At 56.7% G+C, this 18,366-nt stretch carries 15 protein-coding genes; 7 read left to right on the forward strand and 8 right to left on the reverse strand.

Going from position 1 to position 18,366, the window contains the following annotated elements:
- The first annotated feature begins 43 nt into the window (after nucleotides 1-43).
- Nucleotides 44-316: a hypothetical protein gene (locus EX31_RS20685; RefSeq protein WP_051931110.1), complete on the forward strand. Its 273-nt coding sequence runs from the start codon at nucleotides 44-46 to the stop codon at nucleotides 314-316.
- A gap of 68 nt (nucleotides 317-384) precedes the next feature.
- Here EX31_RS20685 and EX31_RS20690 read toward each other — a convergent pair whose 3' ends face one another.
- The 4 genes from EX31_RS20690 to EX31_RS20705 all read right to left on the reverse strand — a co-directional run bounded on the left by EX31_RS20690 (nucleotide 385) and on the right by EX31_RS20705 (nucleotide 4,102).
- A complete protein-coding gene (locus EX31_RS20690; protein ID WP_037036438.1) occupies nucleotides 385-1,947 on the reverse strand; it encodes a sensor domain-containing diguanylate cyclase in 1,563 nt (520 codons plus the stop codon).
- 133 nt (nucleotides 1,948-2,080) lie between these two features.
- Nucleotides 2,081-2,560, reverse strand: a complete 480-nt coding sequence (locus EX31_RS20695) for a 2TM domain-containing protein (protein ID WP_013574332.1) — start codon at nucleotides 2,558-2,560, stop codon at nucleotides 2,081-2,083.
- 114 nt (nucleotides 2,561-2,674) lie between these two features.
- Nucleotides 2,675-3,166, reverse strand: coding sequence for a GNAT family N-acetyltransferase (locus tag EX31_RS20700; protein WP_013574331.1), 492 nt, complete (start codon nucleotides 3,164-3,166; stop codon nucleotides 2,675-2,677).
- A 27-nt stretch (nucleotides 3,167-3,193) separates the two neighbouring features.
- Nucleotides 3,194-4,102, reverse strand: a complete 909-nt coding sequence (locus EX31_RS20705) for a LysR family transcriptional regulator (RefSeq protein WP_013574330.1) — start codon at nucleotides 4,100-4,102, stop codon at nucleotides 3,194-3,196.
- 114 nt (nucleotides 4,103-4,216) lie between these two features.
- On the opposite strand from EX31_RS20705, the gene EX31_RS20710 reads away from it, so the two are divergent.
- The 5 genes from EX31_RS20710 (at nucleotide 4,217) to EX31_RS20725 (ending at nucleotide 7,352) form a co-directional block, all read left to right on the forward strand.
- Nucleotides 4,217-5,368: a serine hydrolase domain-containing protein gene (locus EX31_RS20710; RefSeq protein WP_037036440.1), complete on the forward strand. Its 1,152-nt coding sequence runs from the start codon at nucleotides 4,217-4,219 to the stop codon at nucleotides 5,366-5,368.
- Nucleotides 5,365-6,609 (forward strand): MFS transporter, encoded by a 1,245-nt coding sequence (locus EX31_RS20715; protein WP_037036441.1) that lies wholly within the window; start codon nucleotides 5,365-5,367, stop codon nucleotides 6,607-6,609. Before EX31_RS20710 ends, EX31_RS20715 begins: the two co-directional genes overlap by 4 nt.
- 96 nt (nucleotides 6,610-6,705) lie before the next feature.
- The gene (locus tag EX31_RS20720) at nucleotides 6,706-6,885 is read left to right on the forward strand and encodes a hypothetical protein (RefSeq protein ID WP_231576091.1); all 180 of its coding nucleotides are present in this window, start codon (nucleotides 6,706-6,708) and stop codon (nucleotides 6,883-6,885) included.
- Nucleotides 6,879-6,986: a small membrane protein YniD gene (yniD, locus tag EX31_RS26095; protein ID WP_013574326.1), complete on the forward strand. Its 108-nt coding sequence runs from the start codon at nucleotides 6,879-6,881 to the stop codon at nucleotides 6,984-6,986. Before EX31_RS20720 ends, yniD begins: the two co-directional genes overlap by 7 nt.
- A 174-nt stretch (nucleotides 6,987-7,160) precedes the next feature.
- Nucleotides 7,161-7,352 carry a hypothetical protein gene (locus tag EX31_RS20725; protein WP_013574325.1) on the forward strand — a complete coding sequence of 64 codons (192 nt, stop codon included), beginning with the start codon at nucleotides 7,161-7,163 and terminating at the stop codon, nucleotides 7,350-7,352.
- Between the two features lie 20 nt (nucleotides 7,353-7,372).
- On the opposite strand, the gene recD is transcribed toward EX31_RS20725, so the two are convergent.
- The 4 genes from recD to EX31_RS20745 form a co-directional block, all read right to left on the reverse strand.
- Nucleotides 7,373-9,427, reverse strand: coding sequence for an exodeoxyribonuclease V subunit alpha (gene recD / locus EX31_RS20730; RefSeq protein WP_037036444.1), 2,055 nt, complete (start codon nucleotides 9,425-9,427; stop codon nucleotides 7,373-7,375).
- Complete coding sequence (gene recB, locus EX31_RS20735; RefSeq protein WP_037036446.1) at nucleotides 9,424-13,107, reverse strand: exodeoxyribonuclease V subunit beta; 3,684 nt, start codon at nucleotides 13,105-13,107, stop codon at nucleotides 9,424-9,426. Before recB ends, recD begins: the two co-directional genes overlap by 4 nt.
- Nucleotides 13,104-16,562 carry an exodeoxyribonuclease V subunit gamma gene (gene recC, locus EX31_RS20740; protein ID WP_037036447.1) on the reverse strand — a complete coding sequence of 1,153 codons (3,459 nt, stop codon included), beginning with the start codon at nucleotides 16,560-16,562 and terminating at the stop codon, nucleotides 13,104-13,106. The genes recB and recC overlap by 4 nt, the downstream gene beginning before the upstream one ends.
- A 172-nt stretch (nucleotides 16,563-16,734) precedes the next feature.
- A complete protein-coding gene (locus tag EX31_RS20745; protein WP_037036449.1) occupies nucleotides 16,735-17,832 on the reverse strand; it encodes an NADH:flavin oxidoreductase/NADH oxidase in 1,098 nt (365 codons plus the stop codon).
- Nucleotides 17,833-18,052: 220 nt separating this feature from the next.
- On the opposite strand from EX31_RS20745, the gene EX31_RS20750 reads away from it, so the two are divergent.
- The gene (locus EX31_RS20750) at nucleotides 18,053-18,358 is read left to right on the forward strand and encodes an Rdx family protein (RefSeq protein ID WP_037036451.1); all 306 of its coding nucleotides are present in this window, start codon (nucleotides 18,053-18,055) and stop codon (nucleotides 18,356-18,358) included.
- Nucleotides 18,359-18,366: the final 8 nt, after the last annotated feature.

Genomic DNA, 18,366 nt, shown 5'->3' on the forward strand with positions numbered 1-18,366 from the left:
GTGCTTTTGTTATGGTGTGCGGCAATTAAATAAGGAGACACATATGAATGACGAGACCCTGAACAAACGTGTTGACCAGCTTGAGCGCGTAAACCGTGAGCTGCTGGTGCAGATTTCCGCCATGCGTCTGCTGTTCGGCAGCGTGGGGAATGTGCTGAATGCCAGCCAGGAAAATGCGTTCACCCTTGCGGTCAATCAGGCGCTGGAAGCCAACCGTGCAGATGTCGCCAATCAGGCTAATCTGGATGATGCCTCACGCAAATTCCGCGAAGACGTCTTCAAATGCACTGAATCCCTGCTGCCGGGTTCACGCTAAGTCAAAGCTCAGGCGCAATGCCTGAGCCTTTTCTCATCCTTCTGGCTGGTCGTTTAGCCTCATCCAATCTACAAATTCACCACGCAGTTACGCCCTTTATTTTTGGCCTGATACAGCGCTTTATCCGCGGTTTTCAATGCCCCGTCAATATTGGCTTTTCCGGGATAGAACAGGGTAACGCCGAGTGAAATCGTGACCTGACCGGCCCCCTCAAACTGCTGCATTTCAACCTGCTTGCGCAAACGCTCGGCCAGCCCGGTGGCCTGCGTCAGTGACGCGCCGGGCAGCAGCAGTAAAAATTCCTCGCCACCCATGCGACACAGCAGATCGCCTTCCCGCGAATTACTCAGAATATGGCGCGCCAGTTGAGTGATCACCCTATCGCCCACGTCATGTCCGAAAGTGTCGTTTACTTTTTTGAAGTGATCGATATCGAGGGTGATGACTGCAACGCGCGACGATTCCTTTAGCTGTTTATCCACCGCCTCATAAAAACCGCGCCGGTTCAGCAGCCCGGTCATCGGGTCGGTATGGGCTTCGGTACTCAGTTGTTCGATACGCTGATGCAACAACCGGATCCCCTGCAACATCACCGTTTTCAGCTTCGATGCTTCGTAATACCAGGCATTGATCTGCTGAATTTCCTCGGAGACATCATGTGAGTCCATGGTGTCAGCCTTCGAGGCAAGCTGTCGCAGCGGCCGCGAAATATAGCGCGTCAGCAGCCAGATGCAGATGAACACCAGAATGACGATCGGCAACGTGTAGATCAAAACCTGCATCATTACGTGATACAGCAGTATCACATCGGCTTTCGCCGGATGCAGCACCAGCACCGTCCAGCCCGCCACCTCCACCGTAGAGAAACCCGCCAGAGATTCTTCGCCTTGCAGGTTTTCCATACGCAAAAAACCCTGCTCCCGTCCGCCCAAAAGTGCCTTGTTCACATGCCCCTGTGGCGCGCTTTCGCTCCAGCCTGACGCGTCGCGATACAACACGTCGCCTTCACGGTCGATGACATAGATATAGGCGTCTTTACGGTAATTGCGGGCATTAATCAGCGTATCCACAATGCTGCCTTTGCTCAGGTCAATTTCGGTGGCCAGATACCCGAGATAGCCGCCACGCGCATTACGGATAGGTGAGGAAAGCACAATGATGTGATTATTCTGTGGAGTGAGAAAGGGGGAACTGAGCACCGGATTTTGCGTTTTCAACGCAGCGGTATTGGCATCAGACACCAGTTTTAAACCGACCATCGCCGCAGAGTTTCGTGAAGCCGCACGCACGACGCCGGTGGTATCCACCACCAGCACCGAGCTGAAGCGCTTACTTTGCAACTGCAAACGATCGGCTTCTTCAGTCAGTGCATCAACATTGTTAAACCGCTCGCCGAGTAAATCGGCGCTATAGGCCACCTGCTTGTTTGCGGCATTGAAAAACAAATCAGCCGTCAGCGACAGTCGTGTAGCGAACGACTGACTCGCCCTGAGGGAGGATTCGGTAAGGAGCTTCTTCTCTACCTGAAAAATTGCCAGATAACTGCTGAGCAAGGTGACAAGCGTACTCACCAGTGCAAGAAGCAATATCAGTCTCTTAAGATTAAATGCAAACCGCCGCTGCTGATCCATTCTCTGTCCGTTGAGCTAATGACCCTGAATATTACAGAGGATAGCAGTATGTCCGGCAAGGGTTTTGATATGTCTCAGTCAGGGCAGTTTTGCTTACGATTAACACGGGCGCTTTAGCAGCATTTTTTCCGGATCAGAGCTTGCGTATTAACTTCTGTAAACGCGCCTTCTGCCAGCGCTCAACCGATCCGCGAAAAACAAAAATGCGTAACCCCCGCAACAACACAATGCCGCCCCAGATACACAGGGGCCAGACGAACCAGACTGAATCCGGTGAGGTGTAATGGTTTATCGCGAACAGACCGGCATTGACCACCGCCCACAACAGAACGGAACGATAAAAACTGCTTTCTTCCGCTACCTGATATCTGGCTTTTTCTATCTGGTCGTCAAGCGCCTGCCCTGAAGCACTGCCCGTTTTCGCATCGTTTTCTGTCAGTTCAGAAACCTTGATATCAAAGGCTGCTGCGATAGCGCCGAGGGTTTCTAGGCTGGCCTGCTCACCATTTTCGATACGCTGCACCGTGCGCACGCTCAGTGAGGAAAGTTCTGCCAGTTGTTCCTGAGACCATGCACGGGAAATGCGAAGTTGCCTGATTTTGCTCTGATTCATAATTTTTACCTGTAGAGTGAATGTTGAACACCCAATCAGCATGCAACGCAGGATCGGAAATCAACACGACAGCAACCTGACACGGACACGTCAGCAAACTGACAGTATTAAAAATCAGAAGGTTAGCCGGTAAAATTTACTGTCTACCGCCATCAGCGGGAAGGCTGGCGGCAGATCCGGCACCGTGACTTCCTTAAAACCGTTCTTTTCATAAAAGCGATGCGCCGCCAGAAACTTGTCTGTCGTGCCGAGAAAAATATCTTTCACATTTTTCTCCCGGGCATGATGCAGCAACGTGTTGAGTAACAATGTGGCCACGCCGTACTCCCTGCCACGAAAAGGCGCGCTGACAAACATTTTGCGCAGTGCTGTCTGCGCATTGCCGATATCTTTCAGTCCCAGCGTGCCCACGACTTTCCCTTCATAGCGGGCAACCCAGAAATCCCCGGCGCCGCGCTGATAAAATTGCGGAATGTCATGCAGATCAGGCTGCTGTTCTTCGGTGATGACAATGCCAAATTCCTGATTCTGGATCGGTAAAATCACATCCACCACACCGCGCTGATCGGCGGCAGAAAAGCGTTCAATTAAGACAGAATGACTCATCACACACTCCCTTAGTTAACAACAGATTTAATGAGGACATAGCAGCGCCAGCTCGGGATTTTCAGGGAAAACCCGTTCACTGAGAAAATCAATAAACACCCGCAACTTCGGCGTCATATAACCGCCGGAGGGCCATAAAATGTAAAAGTCACCGCTGCGCTTCACATAATCATCCAGCACGGTCACCAGTTGCCCGCCCGCCAGCTCCTTGCGGATACTGAAATCAGGCAGACAGGCGATGCCCAGCCCCTGCAGGGCAAAACATTGGCGCGTTTCAATATTATTGCAAACCATCGATACCGGCAGCGATAAATCCTGATATTCCGGCAGCGGCCATGGTTCGAGCTTTCCGCTATTAGGAAAGCGAAAATGCAGACAACGGTGTTCAACCAGTTCCTGCGGCTTCGCAGGTGTACCATACTGTTCAAAATAATCCGGCGCGCCGACCAGTAAATGATGAAAAGTACCCAGCTTGCGCATCGACAATCGCGAATCAGCCAGTTGGCCGGTGCGCACCACGGCATCAAACCCCTCTTCCACCACATCAACGATGCGATCGGTGAAATCCAGATCCAGCCCGATATCAGGATAACGACGCATAAACTCGCCCAGCACCGGCAAGAGTAGCGTGCTGACCTGAGGCAAACTCAGCCGCAACCTGCCGCGCGGACTTTCCGCCAGTTGCGACAGCTCGCTTTCTGCCGCCTCGAGTTCCGCCACGATGCGCCGGCAGCGTTCGAGGAACAGCGTCCCTTCGACGGTCAGCGTCACGCTGCGGGTGCTGCGGTGAAACAGCCGCACATTCAGCCTGGTCTCCATGCGCGCAATGCTTTTACCCACCGCCGACGCCGATACGCCTAAAATTCGCCCGGCTGCCACAAAACTGCGGGTTTCTGCCACCTGTACAAAGGTATTCAGGCTACTGAGATTTTCCATTACTGCCCCCGATTACGGACATCATCGTCCGTATATTATGGAAACCTACCCTACTTTTTCCTCACTGAGGAGATCTCTATCGTGATTTAACACTTTCTGAAGCTGAGATATCCCATGAATTCCACTGCGTTGAAATCCCGACTTGATTGCGTTATCGCTCAGGCTATTCAGTCACAAAGACTGATCGGTGCCGTTGTCATGGTCGCCCTTCACGGCGAGGTGGTTTACCACCAGGCTGCCGGTTTTGCCGACCGGGAAAGCCACCAACCGATGACTGAAAATACGCTTTTCCGTCTGGCATCGGTCAGCAAGCCGATTGTGTCCACCGTGGCAATGGCACTGATCACCCAGGGGAAGCTGGCGCTGGATGACGATATTCAGACAGGGTTGCCGCAGTTTCGCCCTACCCTGCCAGACGGACAACCGGCACGCATCACGGTACGGCAGTTATTAAGTCATACCGCCGGGCTGAGTTACCGCTTTTTTGAGCCGGACGAAAACGGCCCTTATGCCCGCGCAGGGGTTTCTGACGGAATGGACAGCAGCAGCATTTCGCTGGCGGAAAATCTGCGACGTTTATCGGATGTGCCTTTGCTGTATACACCGGGCACGTCGTGGGGGTATTCGCTGGCCGTGGATGTGCTGGGCGCAGTACTGGAACAGGTCTGCAAACAACCGCTCGCTGAAGTGGTAAAAACGCAACTGACCGACCCGCTGAGCATGCATGACACCGGTTTCTTCGCACATGACCCGGCGCGGCTGGCTACGCCGTATGTCAGTGATGTGCCACAGCCCCATCGTCTGCGTGAAGGCGAAAAAGTCGCCGCTTTCGACAATACCGTGGGAATTGAATACTCACCTTCGCGCGCACTCGATGCCCAGGCTTATCCTTCCGGCGGCGCGGGTATGGTCAGCAGCGCGGCTGACGTACTGAAGATGCTGGAAATGTTGCGTCTTGGCGGCGCTCCGTTGATCTCGTCCGCGCTGGTCGATGAAATGGGACGGGATCAAACTCGCGGAGCCGAACTGCCGGAATCCCCGGGTCTGGGCTTTGGTTTAGGTTTTTCGGTATTACGTGACCCGCAGGCTGCCGCTTCACCGGAATCAACCGGCACGTGGCGCTGGGGCGGGGCTTACGGTCATTCCTGGTTCGTTGACCGTACCGCCGGACTGAGCGTCGTTGCCTTGACCAATACCCTGTATGAAGGCATGTCAGGCGCGTTCGTCACTGAACTGCGCGATGCGGTGTATGGAGCGCAGTCATGAATTCCCCTGCCTTGAAATCTCCCCTGCCACTTTCAGCTTTACTGGCGATGGCACTGACCGGCTTTATCGCCATCATGACCGAAACCTTGCCCGCCGGATTGCTACCTCAAATTGCAGCGGATCTTAATGTGTCACCGGCGATGGCCGGGCAACTGGTGACGCTGTATGCCGCCGGTTCGCTGATGGCCGTCATCCCGCTGGCGGCACTGACACGGGGCTGGAACCGCCGCACTGCATTGCTGACGGCAATCTTTGGCTTTCTGATTTTTAATACCCTCACCACCTTCTCGACGAATTATGTCCTGACGCTCTTCGCCCGCTGGGTGGCCGGCGCGGCGGCAGGGCTGGCGTGGGGGTTACTGGCCGGTTATACACGGCGGATGGTCCCGGTGCATCAGCAAGGGCGTGCGTTGTCGGTGGCGATGGTCGGCACACCTCTGGCGCTATCTGTCGGCGTTCCGCTGGGCACCTGGATGGGTTCCGCGCTCGGATGGCGCATGGCATTCGGCGTGATGTCCGCCATCACGTTGCTGCTGATTGTCTGGGTGGTGAAAAAAGTACCGGACTATCCGGGGCAGGCCGCAGGGGAACGCCAGCCTTTAAGACAGGTAATGATGATGCCCGGCGTGCGCAGTATTCTGATGGTGATCCTGCTGTGGATGCTGGCGCACAACCTGCTTTATACCTACATCGTGCCGTTCCTGCGCCTGTCAGGGCTTGATGCACGGGCCGATCAGATATTGCTGGTTTTCGGCCTCGGCGCGCTGGCAGGTATTGGTATCACTGGCATGCTGGTGGATAAACATTTGCGGCGCACCCTGCTGGTCAGCCTGATAGCCTTTGCCCTGCTATCACTCGTGCTGGCGCTGAGCCGCTTTTCGCCGCTGACCGTGACATTGTGTGTCGCGCTGTGGGGGCTGACGTTTGGTGGTGCAGCAACCTTGCTGCAAACGGCGATTGCTGACGCTACCGGTGAACATGCCGATATGGCGCAATCGATGGTGGTCGTGGCGTGGAATCTGGCGATTGCCAGTGGTGGGGTAACCGGTGGGATCCTGCTGGAAACCGCGGGCATTGCAGTCTTTCCGTGGGCCATGCAGTTGCTTATCGTCGCCGGGCTGATTATTGCCGTCTGCGCCCGCAAGAACGGTTTCCGCCCGGGAGCCCGTCATGAAGAAATAGCACTAATGCCGGAGGAGCAGAAACGGGATCAAAGTTTCGAATCAGGCGAAAAGGTATAATCTCTAAACCTTTCCGGAACCAGAATGCTGAAGCCGCTCCCGATGCGGCTTATTCTCGCAAAGTAAAAATCAGGCAATTCAGAATCAATGGGAATCATGGAAGTACGCAATAAAGCCGTTATACTTTTGTCAGTTATTGCCATCGCAGCCTTGCTGTTGATGGCGTTTGAATGGCTCACCGAGCAGACCGTTCCTGAACTGAAAGAACATGTTGTCCACTATGTTGATCAGCACATGGCGCACTCAATGTCCGGATTGCAGGAGGAGAAATGGTAACCAAACGGATGATGACCAAGCACTGGAAAATGGTCGTAGTACTGCTGTGTATCTGTGGCGCACTGATGCTGTTACGCTGGGCGGCGATGATCTGGGGGTAAAGTATTGCAAATTATCCAGCTTAAAACTGCTTAAATAAGCATCATTCCGGTCAGAGGGTTGAAACCTTCCGCTACGCGAGCCAGAATATCCTGAGTGATTTTTAAGAGCCCGTTCTCCCGTTTATGAAAATACTAAAACCTCGTCGTCCGCATGGGCGATGGACTTATTACATCATGCATGAAGACATTCTGTGGCCCTGCCCGGTTCGCTGGGAGTGGGAGAATGGCTACGGTGGCTGGCTGCCTTTTTATTACTCACCGACGCTGGAATTTGTGGCTGGCGATCCGGACAAAGCCACCAAAGTGGCGGGCAACAAGGCCCGCACGCTACATAAACTCGTCAGAATTCATGAGCACGAATGCTGATTTTCGTCTTCAGGTATGCGTTACGCGCTTTCGATTAATCCGCTGGCACGTAACACCCGACGCTTCACCGCATCCGGTAAAACGGCATTCATTCCCCCGACACATCCCAGACTGAACCAGTGACGCGCACGGGTAATGCCGGTGTAAATCAGCTCGCGCGTGAGGATCGGACTGAGATTCTCCGGCAGCAGCAGCGCGGTATGGGTAAATTCGGATCCCTGTGATTTGTGCACCGTCATGGCAAATACGGTTTCCACCGCCTGCAAACGCCCCGGCATCACCCAGCGGATATCCTGCGTACCGTCTCCGGCCAGAAACGCCACTCGCAGGGTCGGCACCACAGTACCATCGGCAAGACGATGCGGGATCTCCAGCGTGATGCCGATATCGCCGTTCATCAGACGCTGGCTGTAATCATTGCGGGTCACCAGCACCGGACGCCCCGGATACCAGCCGATCGACGCCTTAAGCAACCCTTCCTTTCGCAAGATGTCGGCGATGCGCTGATTCAGTTCTTCCACACCCCAGCGCCCGCCACGTAAGGCGCACAGCAGCTGGAACTGGCTGTAGGCCAGAAGCACTCTGGCCGCCCAGCGGTTGAAGGCTTCCGGCGGTTCATTGTCTGCCGGTCGCGCCTGGATCATCACGTTGAGATAATGTTGATAGCCGACCGGAGGTTCTACGCCTTCGCGTCTGGCCGCCGTCGGGAACTGCTTCGCGCCGCCCTTCACCACCCAGTCGCGCAGTTCAGCATCATCGTCAGCGCTCAATGTCAGTTGCGCCAGGTCAGCGTATCCATGTTTCCAGACCTGTTTCAGCGCTTTCACATCCCCGTCATTTACTGCTTCCGCTAACTGACCAATGCCGCTTTGTGCATCAAAACGGTAACTGTGGCGCAGCATCACTACAGCCTGATCCATCGCCGTACCCTGGGGATCAACCAGCGAATCCGGGACCTGTTCGCCGGTCACGCTTTGCAACCAGTCGCGGGTATGCGGCAAATAATGGCCGCCGTTGGCGCGCTGACATAACTCGCTCAGTAATGCCCCCGCCTCCACCGACGCCAGTTGATCTTTATCGCCGAGCAGGATCAGACGCGCCTGTTCCGGCAATGCCGCCAGCAATGCGGCCATCATTTCCAGATCGACCATTGACGCTTCATCAACCACCAGCACATCCAGCATCAGCGGGTTGCCCGGATGATGGCGAAAATGCCGCGTATCCGGGCGGCTGCCGAGCAGACGGTGCAGTGTCACCACATCGGTGTTGATACTTTCTCGCACCGCATTACCATTGCCGAGCGCACTGAGATCCAGCTTCGATACCGCACCGGCAATTGATTCATTGAGCCTTGCTGCCGCCTTGCCGGTCGGCGCGGCCAGTCTGATGCGCAGTGGCTGACCATTTTCCTCCAGCGCCAGCGTCTGTAACAACGCCAGCAGACGCACCACCGTGGTGGTTTTACCGGTGCCCGGCCCGCCGGTAATAATGCTGAACGCACTGCCCGCCGCCAGCGCGCAGGCCAGTTTCTGCCAGTTGGCGATATCAGATTTCGCATCCGCCGGGAATAACGCCGTCAGCGGCGCACGCAAAGATTCCACCGGCAAAGTGTGCAGCGCACTGCGCGCCAGACGTTGTTCAATTGCCGCCCGCACATTCTGTTCGTACTGCCAGTAACGGCGCAGATACAAGCGCTGGCCGGTCAGCACCAGCGGCGAATTACCTTCGTGGTGTCCGACCAGCGTCGGGTGCACCAGCGCCGCCAGCCATTCCTGCAAACTCAGGTCGTCGAGCACGGCCGCCGGACGGATCACCGCGCCGTCAGCGTGATCGCCTTCCGGTGGCAGCGAGAGTGAGAATGCGCTGTCATCAAGCGTGGCCTGCAAATCCAGACACACATGACCGCGCCCTAACTGATAGCTGGTCAGTGCGGTCGCCAGCAACAATAACGGATGCGCGTCCGGCGCTTCTTTTGCCAGAAACGTCACCAGTGCGCGATCGAGTTCGCGCAGCCAGCCACATTCCACCCAGCTCGCCAGCAGTTGTGCGATATCTTCACGGCTGTTGATTTTCATGCGTGTTCCTCCGTGCCGCTGAACAGAGCGTCGAGTTGTTCCATTAATGCTTTGTCCGGCCGCTGAACGCAGACGCCGTTACCCGGCGCGTGGCTGCCGCGCAGGAATAAATACACCGCGCCGCCGATATGCCGGTCATAGTCATAATCCGGTATGCGGGATTTCAGCAGACGATGCAGCGCAAAAAGATACAGCGAGAACTGCAAATCGTAGCGGTGCTCGCGCATTGACTGCGTCATATTTTCCTGGTCATAACCGCTGGCATCGTCTCCGAGCCAGTTGGATTTATAATCCAGCACGTAATAACGCCCGTCATGTTCAAACACCAGATCGATAAAGCCTTTCAGCATGCCGTTGAGATCTTCCGCCAGCAGCGGCGCACGCTCCGCGCCCTCAAGCGTGTATTGCTGAACCAGCTTGTCGAGGCGAACAGTTGAGACCTTCGTCAGCGAGAACCAGAACTCCATTTCAACCTGATAAGGCGGCAGTTCCGCCAGCGTGAAGGTTTCACCGTCCGGCAGGGCTAACGGCTGCGTCAGTAACGCGGTCAGCCAGCCGGAAAGCGGTACGATCCACTTTTCCCAGCCGCGCGTATTACAACGCCGCGCAACCTGATCGGCGATTTTCGCCGGATCCTTCGCCAGTGCCGCAAACCCTTCGTCGCCCGCCCATTCCAGCAAACCGTGCAGGAAATTACCCGGCGCAGGGCCGCGCGGAAACGCATACAAATTCTCACCGGTCATCGGTTGCAAAAGCCCGGGCACCGGCTCTTTGTCTTCCACAAATACTTTCTGATCTTCTAAATAGCTGTCCTGCGCTGCGCTTTCGATCTCACCACGAGGCTCCCGGTTCAGGGTCTCCGGCACCATGTAGGTGCCTGCCGGTGCAATTTGCAGGCCGGAGAAACTCGACACCCACCAGCGCGGCCCTTTATGCGTTCGCAGCGGCGGGCGCGGCCCGAGTTCCGGCAGCAACTGCTCACTGCGATAGATTGCGCCGTCCGTGACAGGCAGCGGCCAGGCGCGAATAGTGTCTGTCTCCAGTGCCTGCAAACTGGCGGGCAGCGCATCCGCATCGATCGCGTCGCCGCCGTGGAACAGATAGCCGGAGGCGCTCTTTTCGAACTCTTTCAGCGGAGCCATGCCCAGCCACAGCGCGTAACGCGAGCGGGTCATCGCGACGTAGAACTTACGCAGGTCTTCCCCCAGACGCTCGCGATCGGCCTGCACCAGTTGTTCATCCGTCGCGCTCAGCGCCACTTCCAGTTCACCTTCCGCCGTGTGCCATTTCAGCGGTGAGTCCTGTTTTTTCACCGCGCGGAAAGCACAGGCGAAAGGCAGGAATACCAGCGGATATTCCAGCCCTTTGGACTTATGCACCGTGACCACTTTCACCAGTTCTGCATCGCTTTCGAGACGCAGTTTGCGCGCATCGCCCCCCTGATGTTCATCCTGACACTGTTCCGCCAGATAGCGGATCAGCGCGTGCTCACCGTCGAGCTGAACGCTGGCCTGTTGCAGCAGTTCAGAAAGATGCAGCAGGTCGGTCAGCGCACGTTCGTCACCACGGCCAAGCAGACGGCGCGGCACGTCGAATTCCCACATCAGACGGCGCAGCATCGGCAGAATGCCCTGTTTGCGCCAGCAGGTACGCAGCGCCTGAAACTGCTGAACGTAGCGCTCCCACTCGTTTTCATCCTGATTGAGCCGGTCCAGCGCTTCCCAGCTCAGGTTCAGCGAAGGGGTCGCGAGGGCCGCGCGCAGTAACCGGTCGTTTTCCGGCGCAGCACAGGCCGCCAGCCAGTATTGCAATTCGCCCGCCTGCGCACTTTCAAAAATCGATTCTTTATCGGAAAGATACACACTGCGCACGCCGCGTTTCGACAGCGCAACGCGCACTGCGGTCGCTTCCCGCCCGGTGTTCACCAGCACCGCGATATCGCCGGGCATTACTGGCTTCAGCGTTTCGCCGGGCAGGCCAAAACCGGCAGAACCTTGCTGGCCGAGGCGCAGCAGGCGAACAATTTCCGTGGCGCAGCCGTCGGCCATCAGCTGGACATACTGGTTTTTCGGCAATACTTCCGCCTGATTCTCCGGATACCACAGCGTCAGCGCAGCGGCTTCGGCATCATCAATTACCAGCGTATCGGCGCGTCCTTTGGCTTCTACCGGCAGGAACGGCACCTGATTTTCAGCGCCGCGCCGGAACAGGAACGCGCCCTCGCCGGACTTGCGATTTTCGGCCAGTTCAAACACCTGATTCACCGACGCCACCATCGCGCGGGTAGAACGGAAGTTGGTCGCCAGCGTGTAGTGGCGGCCACCGGTATCACGACGGGCGCGCAGATAGGTATAAATATCGGCACCACGGAAGGCGTAAATCGCCTGTTTCGGGTCGCCGATCAGGATCAGCCCCTGCTCCGGCGCATTTTCCGCCACACGGTAAACGGCGTCGAAAATACGGTATTGCAGCGGATCGGTATCCTGAAATTCGTCGATCATCGCCACCGGGAATTGCGTACGGATGATCTCCGCCAGCCGCGCGCCGTTGTCACTGCTGAGCGCAGCGTCCAGACGGGTCAGCAAATCGTTGAAACCCATTTGCGCGCGCTTTTGCTGCTCGAGGTCAAAACGATTTTTTATCCAGCGGCAGGCATGTTGCAGTAAACCGCTGCGGGCATCCGGCAAACTTTCCAGCCGGGTTTTCAGGGTTTCCATTGCCGAAATGGCCGAATGGACGGGCGCAACGCCCTGCTTCCAGCCTTCGTCTAAGCCTGCCGGTGTCAGGCGGGTCCAGCCGGTTTTGAGATCCGGGATTATTTCGTCGCTGGTCGCCCAGGCGTGAAGTTTATCCAGCCACGGATTGAAATATCGCGCCTGAATTTTCCCATTCACCGCTTTCGCCGCTACAGCGCCTTCGAGCATTGTGCGCAGTTCCTGCGTCCATTGCGGCCAGTCTTGTTTCAGCGCCGCCAGTTCCGCCGCTTTCAGGTTATTCACCGTTTCGCATACTTCGGCAGGCGTCTGATCTGAGCCTAACTCCCCGGCATATTCCAGCAGCGGCATCACGCTGCGGTGTAAGTCTTCCGGTGAGCGCCACCAGCCGCGCAACATACGGATTTCCTGCTCACCGAGCGGGAAATAGAAACTGCGCCAGTAATCGCGCACCACGTTCATCAGCAGTTCGGTCTGGTCGGTTTCCAGCGTCTGGGTAAACAGGCTGTCGCTGTCGAATGCGTGCTCGCCAAGCATGCGGTTACACCAGCCGTGAATAGTGGAAACGGCGGATTCATCCATCCATTCCGCCGCCAGTTGCAGCTTGCGGGCACAGCCCGGCCATTGCTCCGGCGTATATTCCGCACGCAAATTTTGCAAAAATTCGTCGCTGTCATTTTCCGCGTCAGGATTTCCTAAAAAATACCCCGCCGCTTGCGATAAACGCGCACGGATGCGATCGCGCAGTTCTTTGGTTGCCGCATCGGTAAAGGTCACCACCAGAATTTCCGGCGGCGTCAGCGAGCGGCTGAAGGCGTTATCGCCGCCGTGCCCGATCACCAGCCGCACATACAGCGCGGCGATGGTGAAAGTTTTGCCGGTACCCGCGCTGGCTTCAATCAGGCGGCTTCCCGTCAGCGGAAAGTTCAGCACATTCAATGCTGATGGCAGACGTTGCTCCGTCATTCCTTGTCTCCTTTCTTACTGCGGGAAAGATAATTGATCAGCGGTGCCAGTAACACATCGGCCAGCCGGGCAAATTCACCGTCAGACCAGAGTGCGGCAAAGTCCGGCCACGCGCGGGCCAGGTACGCATTGCTGTCACGCTCACCAAATTTCATGTTGGCCGGATCGTGATTTTCGTAGCTGTCGCGGGCGGCAAGCCAGGCATCGCTGTCCGTTGCGCTGTGCGCCGTGCCCTCTTTTTTCAGCCAGACAAAGGCGGTTTTTACCGCCAGCGGCAACGGCCGCAACTGCCCGATTTTCCACGTTTCAATCAGCGTGTCCCACAGTTCGCGCGCATAAGCGATCTCCAGCGGCGGTAATTCGGCGGTGCCGTTTTTGCTGACGATAAAGGTGTGCATTGGCTGTCCGTCAAGATGCCCCGCAAGATGCGCAACCCAGTAAGGCAGCAGCCGGTCAAAGCGGTAAGCGCGATCTTTTATGATGCCGGTACTTTCCAGCACCACGCGGGCACGGCCGCCCGCAGCATTTGCCCGCAGTTCGCTCAGCCAGTCGGAGAACGTCACACCACCGGTTTTATCTTCCACCGCCTCATTCGCCAGCGGCTGCGGCCATGCATCGAGAACCTGCTGATAGCTGGCAAACAAGGTATCCATCGGTTCGGCCAGATCGTCACTCAGCACCGCAGCAAATTCGCCCGGTGCCAGCTCGCCGCGTCGTTCAATACGTTCGAGTTGCTGACGTAAAACGTCCTGACGCGAAACGCCCGCTTCCAGTGCCCATTTTTGCGCGCGGATCAGCTCATCCTGCAACCGCCAGTTTTCCAGCGCATTGATGTCGAACGGCTCCTGATCTTCGCTGCCCGGATCTTCCAGCTCAAAGTAGATGTTCAGCCGCTGGCGGAAGAAACTGCGCACCGGATCCGACAGGAAATCCGACAACTGACGCAGCGTCAGTGCGCCTTCCTGTTCCACCGGTTGCAGCGGTTGCGCTGCCACGGCAGCGGCTTCCGCTTCCAGCCCGGCACGCCATTCGTGGGCATAACTGAACAGCGGGCTGCCCTGACTGAAATAGTCGCGGTTGAACGGTTGCAGACGATGTTCGGTGGTCAGGGCGTGCAGTAAATCTTCGCCATTTTGTGCTTTCCAGCCTGCCGCCAGATGGTCGCGCAACTGCGCCACCAGCACGGATGGCGGGCGCTCGGTGTTGTCATGAATGCTGCGCCCCACCCAGCTAATGTGTAAGCGTTCACGCGCAGAAAGCAGGGCTTCGAGGAACAGATAACGGTCATCTTCACGGCGTGAACGGTCGCCCGGGCGGTAATCGCGCCCCATGAGGTCGAAATCCATCGGTACGCGGTTACGCGGATAATCGCCGTCGTTCATCCCCAGCAGATGCACGTGGCGGAAAGGAATGGCACGCATCGGCATCAGCGTGGCGAACGTCACCGCGCCGCCGAAAAACGGCTGGGTCAGACCCGACTGGTCGAACTGCGCCAGCCAGTGATCGCGAACCACCGACAGCGGCAGTTCGGCCTGTAAATCTACGCTTTCACAGGCTTCGAGCCAGATTTCCAGCTCACCGTGCAGACGCACTAAAATAAAGCCATCTTCACCGTCATCCTCGCTAAAGTATTGAGAAAGGATATGACGCAGACGCCTGCCCCACTCCTGCGGAGGCGCAGGTTCACGTAGCTGACGCCAGGTGTCATCCAGGCAGTTCAGCAGATGTGACAGCGGGCCAATCAGTGCCGCATCCAGCCCGCCGATTTCATCCAGCGGCTCGATGTTTTTCCAGGCTTCGCCGCTGCCCACCGCATAGCCCAGCAACATGCGTTGCAGACCAAAGAACCAGCTGTTTTGCTCCGGTGATAACGGCAGTTCGAGGCTCTGGCGCTGCTCGGCATGCAGCCCCCAGCGCACGTTGGCGGCTCTGATCCAGCGGTGCAGCAGCGGCAGTTGTTCTTCTTCAATCCCGAAACGCTGACGCACCGACGGCACATCGAGTAAATCCAGCAAATCACTGACCGCAAAACGCGACTGTGGCAGTTCCAGCAAACTTTCCAGCGCACCGAGTAACGGATTATTCTGGCGTGGTCCCTGATCGGCAACGGTGAACGGGATATAACGCGGATCACTGCGCTCCATCAGGCCAAACACCGCCTGAATGTGCGGCGCATAACCGTTGATATCCGGCACCATCACGATAATGTCGCGCGCTTTCAGCGTCGGATCTGCGGCCAGCGCCGCCAGCAGGCGGTCATGCAGCACTTCCACTTCGCGCTGGGCGCTGTGGGTAATAAAGAAACGCAGGGAATCGTCATGCTGAACGTCAGCGGCAGGCCATTCATCGATGGTTTCAGCCAGCGGGCGCAGTTGCAAAATGTCTTCCTGCAACTGATGCAACAAGGTATCGGTGCCGTTTGAGGTAAAGAGGTCGATGCGCGGGATCACCGGCGCCAGTTGCGCCGCATAGGATTCGTGGTTGTCGTATTCATTCAGCAAACCGATATAGTCGCGCCCCTGCTTGCCCCATGCCGCCAGCAACGGATGCGCATGCTGATGGAGCTCATCTTCGGCAATGACCTGCGGCATGCCCGGCTTACGCAACTGACGTATCCGCTCTGCGCGCAGCAAATCTTTATCAGCAATGATATCGCTCCAGTCGTGCTCGCACGGGTTATGCACACACATAAAGATGTGTGTCCAGCGTCCCAGCACGGCCAGCACTTCAAGGGATTGTTGCGGTAACGAGGAGATGCCAAAAACCACCAGCCGCGCCGGTAAACCGGCCGGGCGCTGGTCTTCAGGAATAGTTTGCGCATAGTGCAGGAAACGCTGATGCAGCGCCGCACGGCTGGTGTTGCGCTCGTTTTCAGGTACATCCGCCAGCAGCGCGCGCCACAGTTGCGGCTGCCACAGCAGGTTTTCCGGCAAGGGCTCGCTGCCTTTACGGCTGGTGCGCAGAACGTCCAGACCGTTGCCCCAGTCTTCCAGCCAGTCAGCACGGTAAACCTGATACTGATCGAATAAATCCGCCAGACGCTGCGCCAGCTGATGCAGTTTACGCATATCGCCGTCATCTTTTAAGAAACGGGCCAGCGGCGCAAAAACGGGTTCGGCAAGCAGTTCGGGTAACAGGCGGATCAGGCGCCAGGTCAGCAGCGGACGGTCGAAAGGCGACGATTCCGGCACCTGTTCTTTGCCGAGCACCGCGCGGTACACCTGCCAGAAAAAACGTGCCGGAAGTTTGATATCCAGCGCCGCTGCAATTCCGCAGCCACCGTCGGTCACATCACGCGCCAGCGCCAGTTTCAGCCACTGGTTGATGCCGTTGCTCTGCACCAGAATCACTTCATTTTCCAGCGGCGACAGCGGATGCGCTGCCATCCACGAGACCAGCACGTCCCTCAGCGTTTCTGAGTGATTTCCGTGTAATACCATCAAACCTGAATTCACGCCCGCATCCCTTGTTATCGCCTGTCAGGGTTGAGATTTTGCGTTGATTTGGAAAGGATTGAAAGGACAGAAAAGAAAAGAGGCAGGGCTTGCGGCCTGCCTCGTAGCAAAATGTAACGCGCTGAAAATTACCCGCGCGTTTTACGAGCTTCTTTCCAGAGATATTTTAGGATCACTGAATGCTGTAGCGCTCAAGCCAGTGCGCGTAAGGCGCAGGCAGAACCCATGAAGGATTGTCCTCGCCCAGTTCTTTCGCCAGCGCATACGGATAATGCGGGTTGGCGAGCATGGCGCGGCCAATCATCACCAGATCCATATCTTGTTCGCTGATACAACGTTCGGCCACGTCTGCCGACGCAACGCCCCATGAACTCGCCACCGGCAAGCCGGCTTCAGCACGCACGCGGCGCGACACTGGTGCCAGGAAACCGGCTCCCCATGGGATCTGTGCTTCCCAGGTCGAGAAACCGACGCTGACGTTGAGCATATCCAGCCCTTTCTCACGCAGAATACGGGTCAGTTCGATAGATTCCGCCAGCGTTTCTTCATCGCGGCCATCGTATTCGATCACGCCAAAACGCGCGGTAATCGGCAGGTTTTTCGGCCAGACGGCGTTAACGGCGTCGAAAGTTTCAATCAGGAAACGGCTGCGACCGGCAAAATCACCGCCGTATTCGTCGGTGCGGGTGTTGGAATGCACGGAGAAGAAGCTTTGCGCCAGATAGCCGTGGGCAAAATGCAGCTCCAGCCATTCAAAACCGGCATCGCGGGCACGTTTCGCGGCAGCGACAAAATCGGCCATCACACGCTGGATATCGGCTTTGGTCATTTCTTTCGGCACTTTCGGCAGGTGTTTGCCGAATGCGACTGCGGATGGCGCAATGGTTGCCCAGCCACGCGGATCACCTTCAGCAATATGATCGTCCCCTTCCCAGGGCAGATTGGCGCTGGCTTTACGGCCTGCGTGACCGATCTGGATCCCCGGTACTGCGCCTGCGGCTTTGATGGATTTGGCAATCTTCGCCAGTTCAGCAGCCTGTTCATCGTTCCAGATCCCGAGACATCCCGGGGTGATACGCCCTTCCGGCGAAACTGCCGTCGCTTCGACAATCACCAGGCTCGCGCCGCCGCGTGCCAGCGTGGCGTAATGCACCTGATGCCAGTCATTCGGCACGCCATCAGTGGCGGAATACTGGCACATAGGCGGAACGGCGATGCGGTTTTTTAAGGTGACGTCTTTCAACGTAAATGGCGTAAATAGTGCAGACATAAAATTTCCTCGGTGGATTGGCGCATTAAGCACACAGAGTGCTGCCAAAGAGCTATAAGCAGAAGTGTAGAAATATTATAGTGCGTATCAATTTTCGTTATAACTCAATCGGTGCCCCACCGCCCGTCAGTGGCTGAGACAACAACTGGCGCAGGTCTGTAGCGGGCAGTAATATCCGATTTCTGAAACGTCGATAAAATCCTCTTAAAAGGGTCGTACCATGGAAAAATTACCTGCCATCACCATCACTTATTGTTCTCAATGCAACTGGATGCTGCGCGCCACCTGGATGGCGCAGGAATTGCTGAATTCGTTCAGTACCGATCTGGCGTCCGTGACGCTTGTCCCCGGCACCGGTGGCATTTACGAAATCAAAGTCGATGACGAGATTATCTGGGAACGCAAACGCGACGGCGGTTTCCCGGACGCCGCACTGCTTAAACAGCGTGTGCGCGATATTTGTTTCCCGGAACGTTCACTGGGGCATGTGGATAAGAAGAAGATTGATGAGAACGGTGAGGCCTGAGGGTGCGC

This window comes from Rahnella sp. WP5 (assembly GCF_000745615.1).
GTDB lineage: Bacteria > Pseudomonadota > Gammaproteobacteria > Enterobacterales > Enterobacteriaceae > Rahnella > Rahnella aceris.

What these genes read in the sequence shown, in the direction of transcription:
- EX31_RS20685 (WP_051931110.1), top strand. Translation starts at nt 44, where the DNA reads ATGAATGACGAGACCCTGAACAAACGTGTTGACCAGCTTGAGCGCGTA.
- EX31_RS20690 (WP_037036438.1), bottom strand. Translation starts at nt 1,947, where the DNA reads ATGGATCAGCAGCGGCGGTTTGCATTTAATCTTAAGAGACTGATATTG.
- EX31_RS20695 (WP_013574332.1), bottom strand. Translation starts at nt 2,560, where the DNA reads ATGAATCAGAGCAAAATCAGGCAACTTCGCATTTCCCGTGCATGGTCT.
- EX31_RS20700 (WP_013574331.1), bottom strand. Translation starts at nt 3,166, where the DNA reads ATGAGTCATTCTGTCTTAATTGAACGCTTTTCTGCCGCCGATCAGCGC.
- EX31_RS20705 (WP_013574330.1), bottom strand. Translation starts at nt 4,102, where the DNA reads ATGGAAAATCTCAGTAGCCTGAATACCTTTGTACAGGTGGCAGAAACC.
- EX31_RS20710 (WP_037036440.1), top strand. Translation starts at nt 4,217, where the DNA reads ATGAATTCCACTGCGTTGAAATCCCGACTTGATTGCGTTATCGCTCAG.
- EX31_RS20715 (WP_037036441.1), top strand. Translation starts at nt 5,365, where the DNA reads ATGAATTCCCCTGCCTTGAAATCTCCCCTGCCACTTTCAGCTTTACTG.
- EX31_RS20720 (WP_231576091.1), top strand. Translation starts at nt 6,706, where the DNA reads ATGGAAGTACGCAATAAAGCCGTTATACTTTTGTCAGTTATTGCCATC.
- yniD (WP_013574326.1), top strand. Translation starts at nt 6,879, where the DNA reads ATGGTAACCAAACGGATGATGACCAAGCACTGGAAAATGGTCGTAGTA.
- EX31_RS20725 (WP_013574325.1), top strand. Translation starts at nt 7,161, where the DNA reads ATGCATGAAGACATTCTGTGGCCCTGCCCGGTTCGCTGGGAGTGGGAG.
- recD (WP_037036444.1), bottom strand. Translation starts at nt 9,427, where the DNA reads ATGAAAATCAACAGCCGTGAAGATATCGCACAACTGCTGGCGAGCTGG.
- recB (WP_037036446.1), bottom strand. Translation starts at nt 13,107, where the DNA reads ATGACGGAGCAACGTCTGCCATCAGCATTGAATGTGCTGAACTTTCCG.
- EX31_RS20745 (WP_037036449.1), bottom strand. Translation starts at nt 17,832, where the DNA reads ATGTCTGCACTATTTACGCCATTTACGTTGAAAGACGTCACCTTAAAA.
- EX31_RS20750 (WP_037036451.1), top strand. Translation starts at nt 18,053, where the DNA reads ATGGAAAAATTACCTGCCATCACCATCACTTATTGTTCTCAATGCAAC.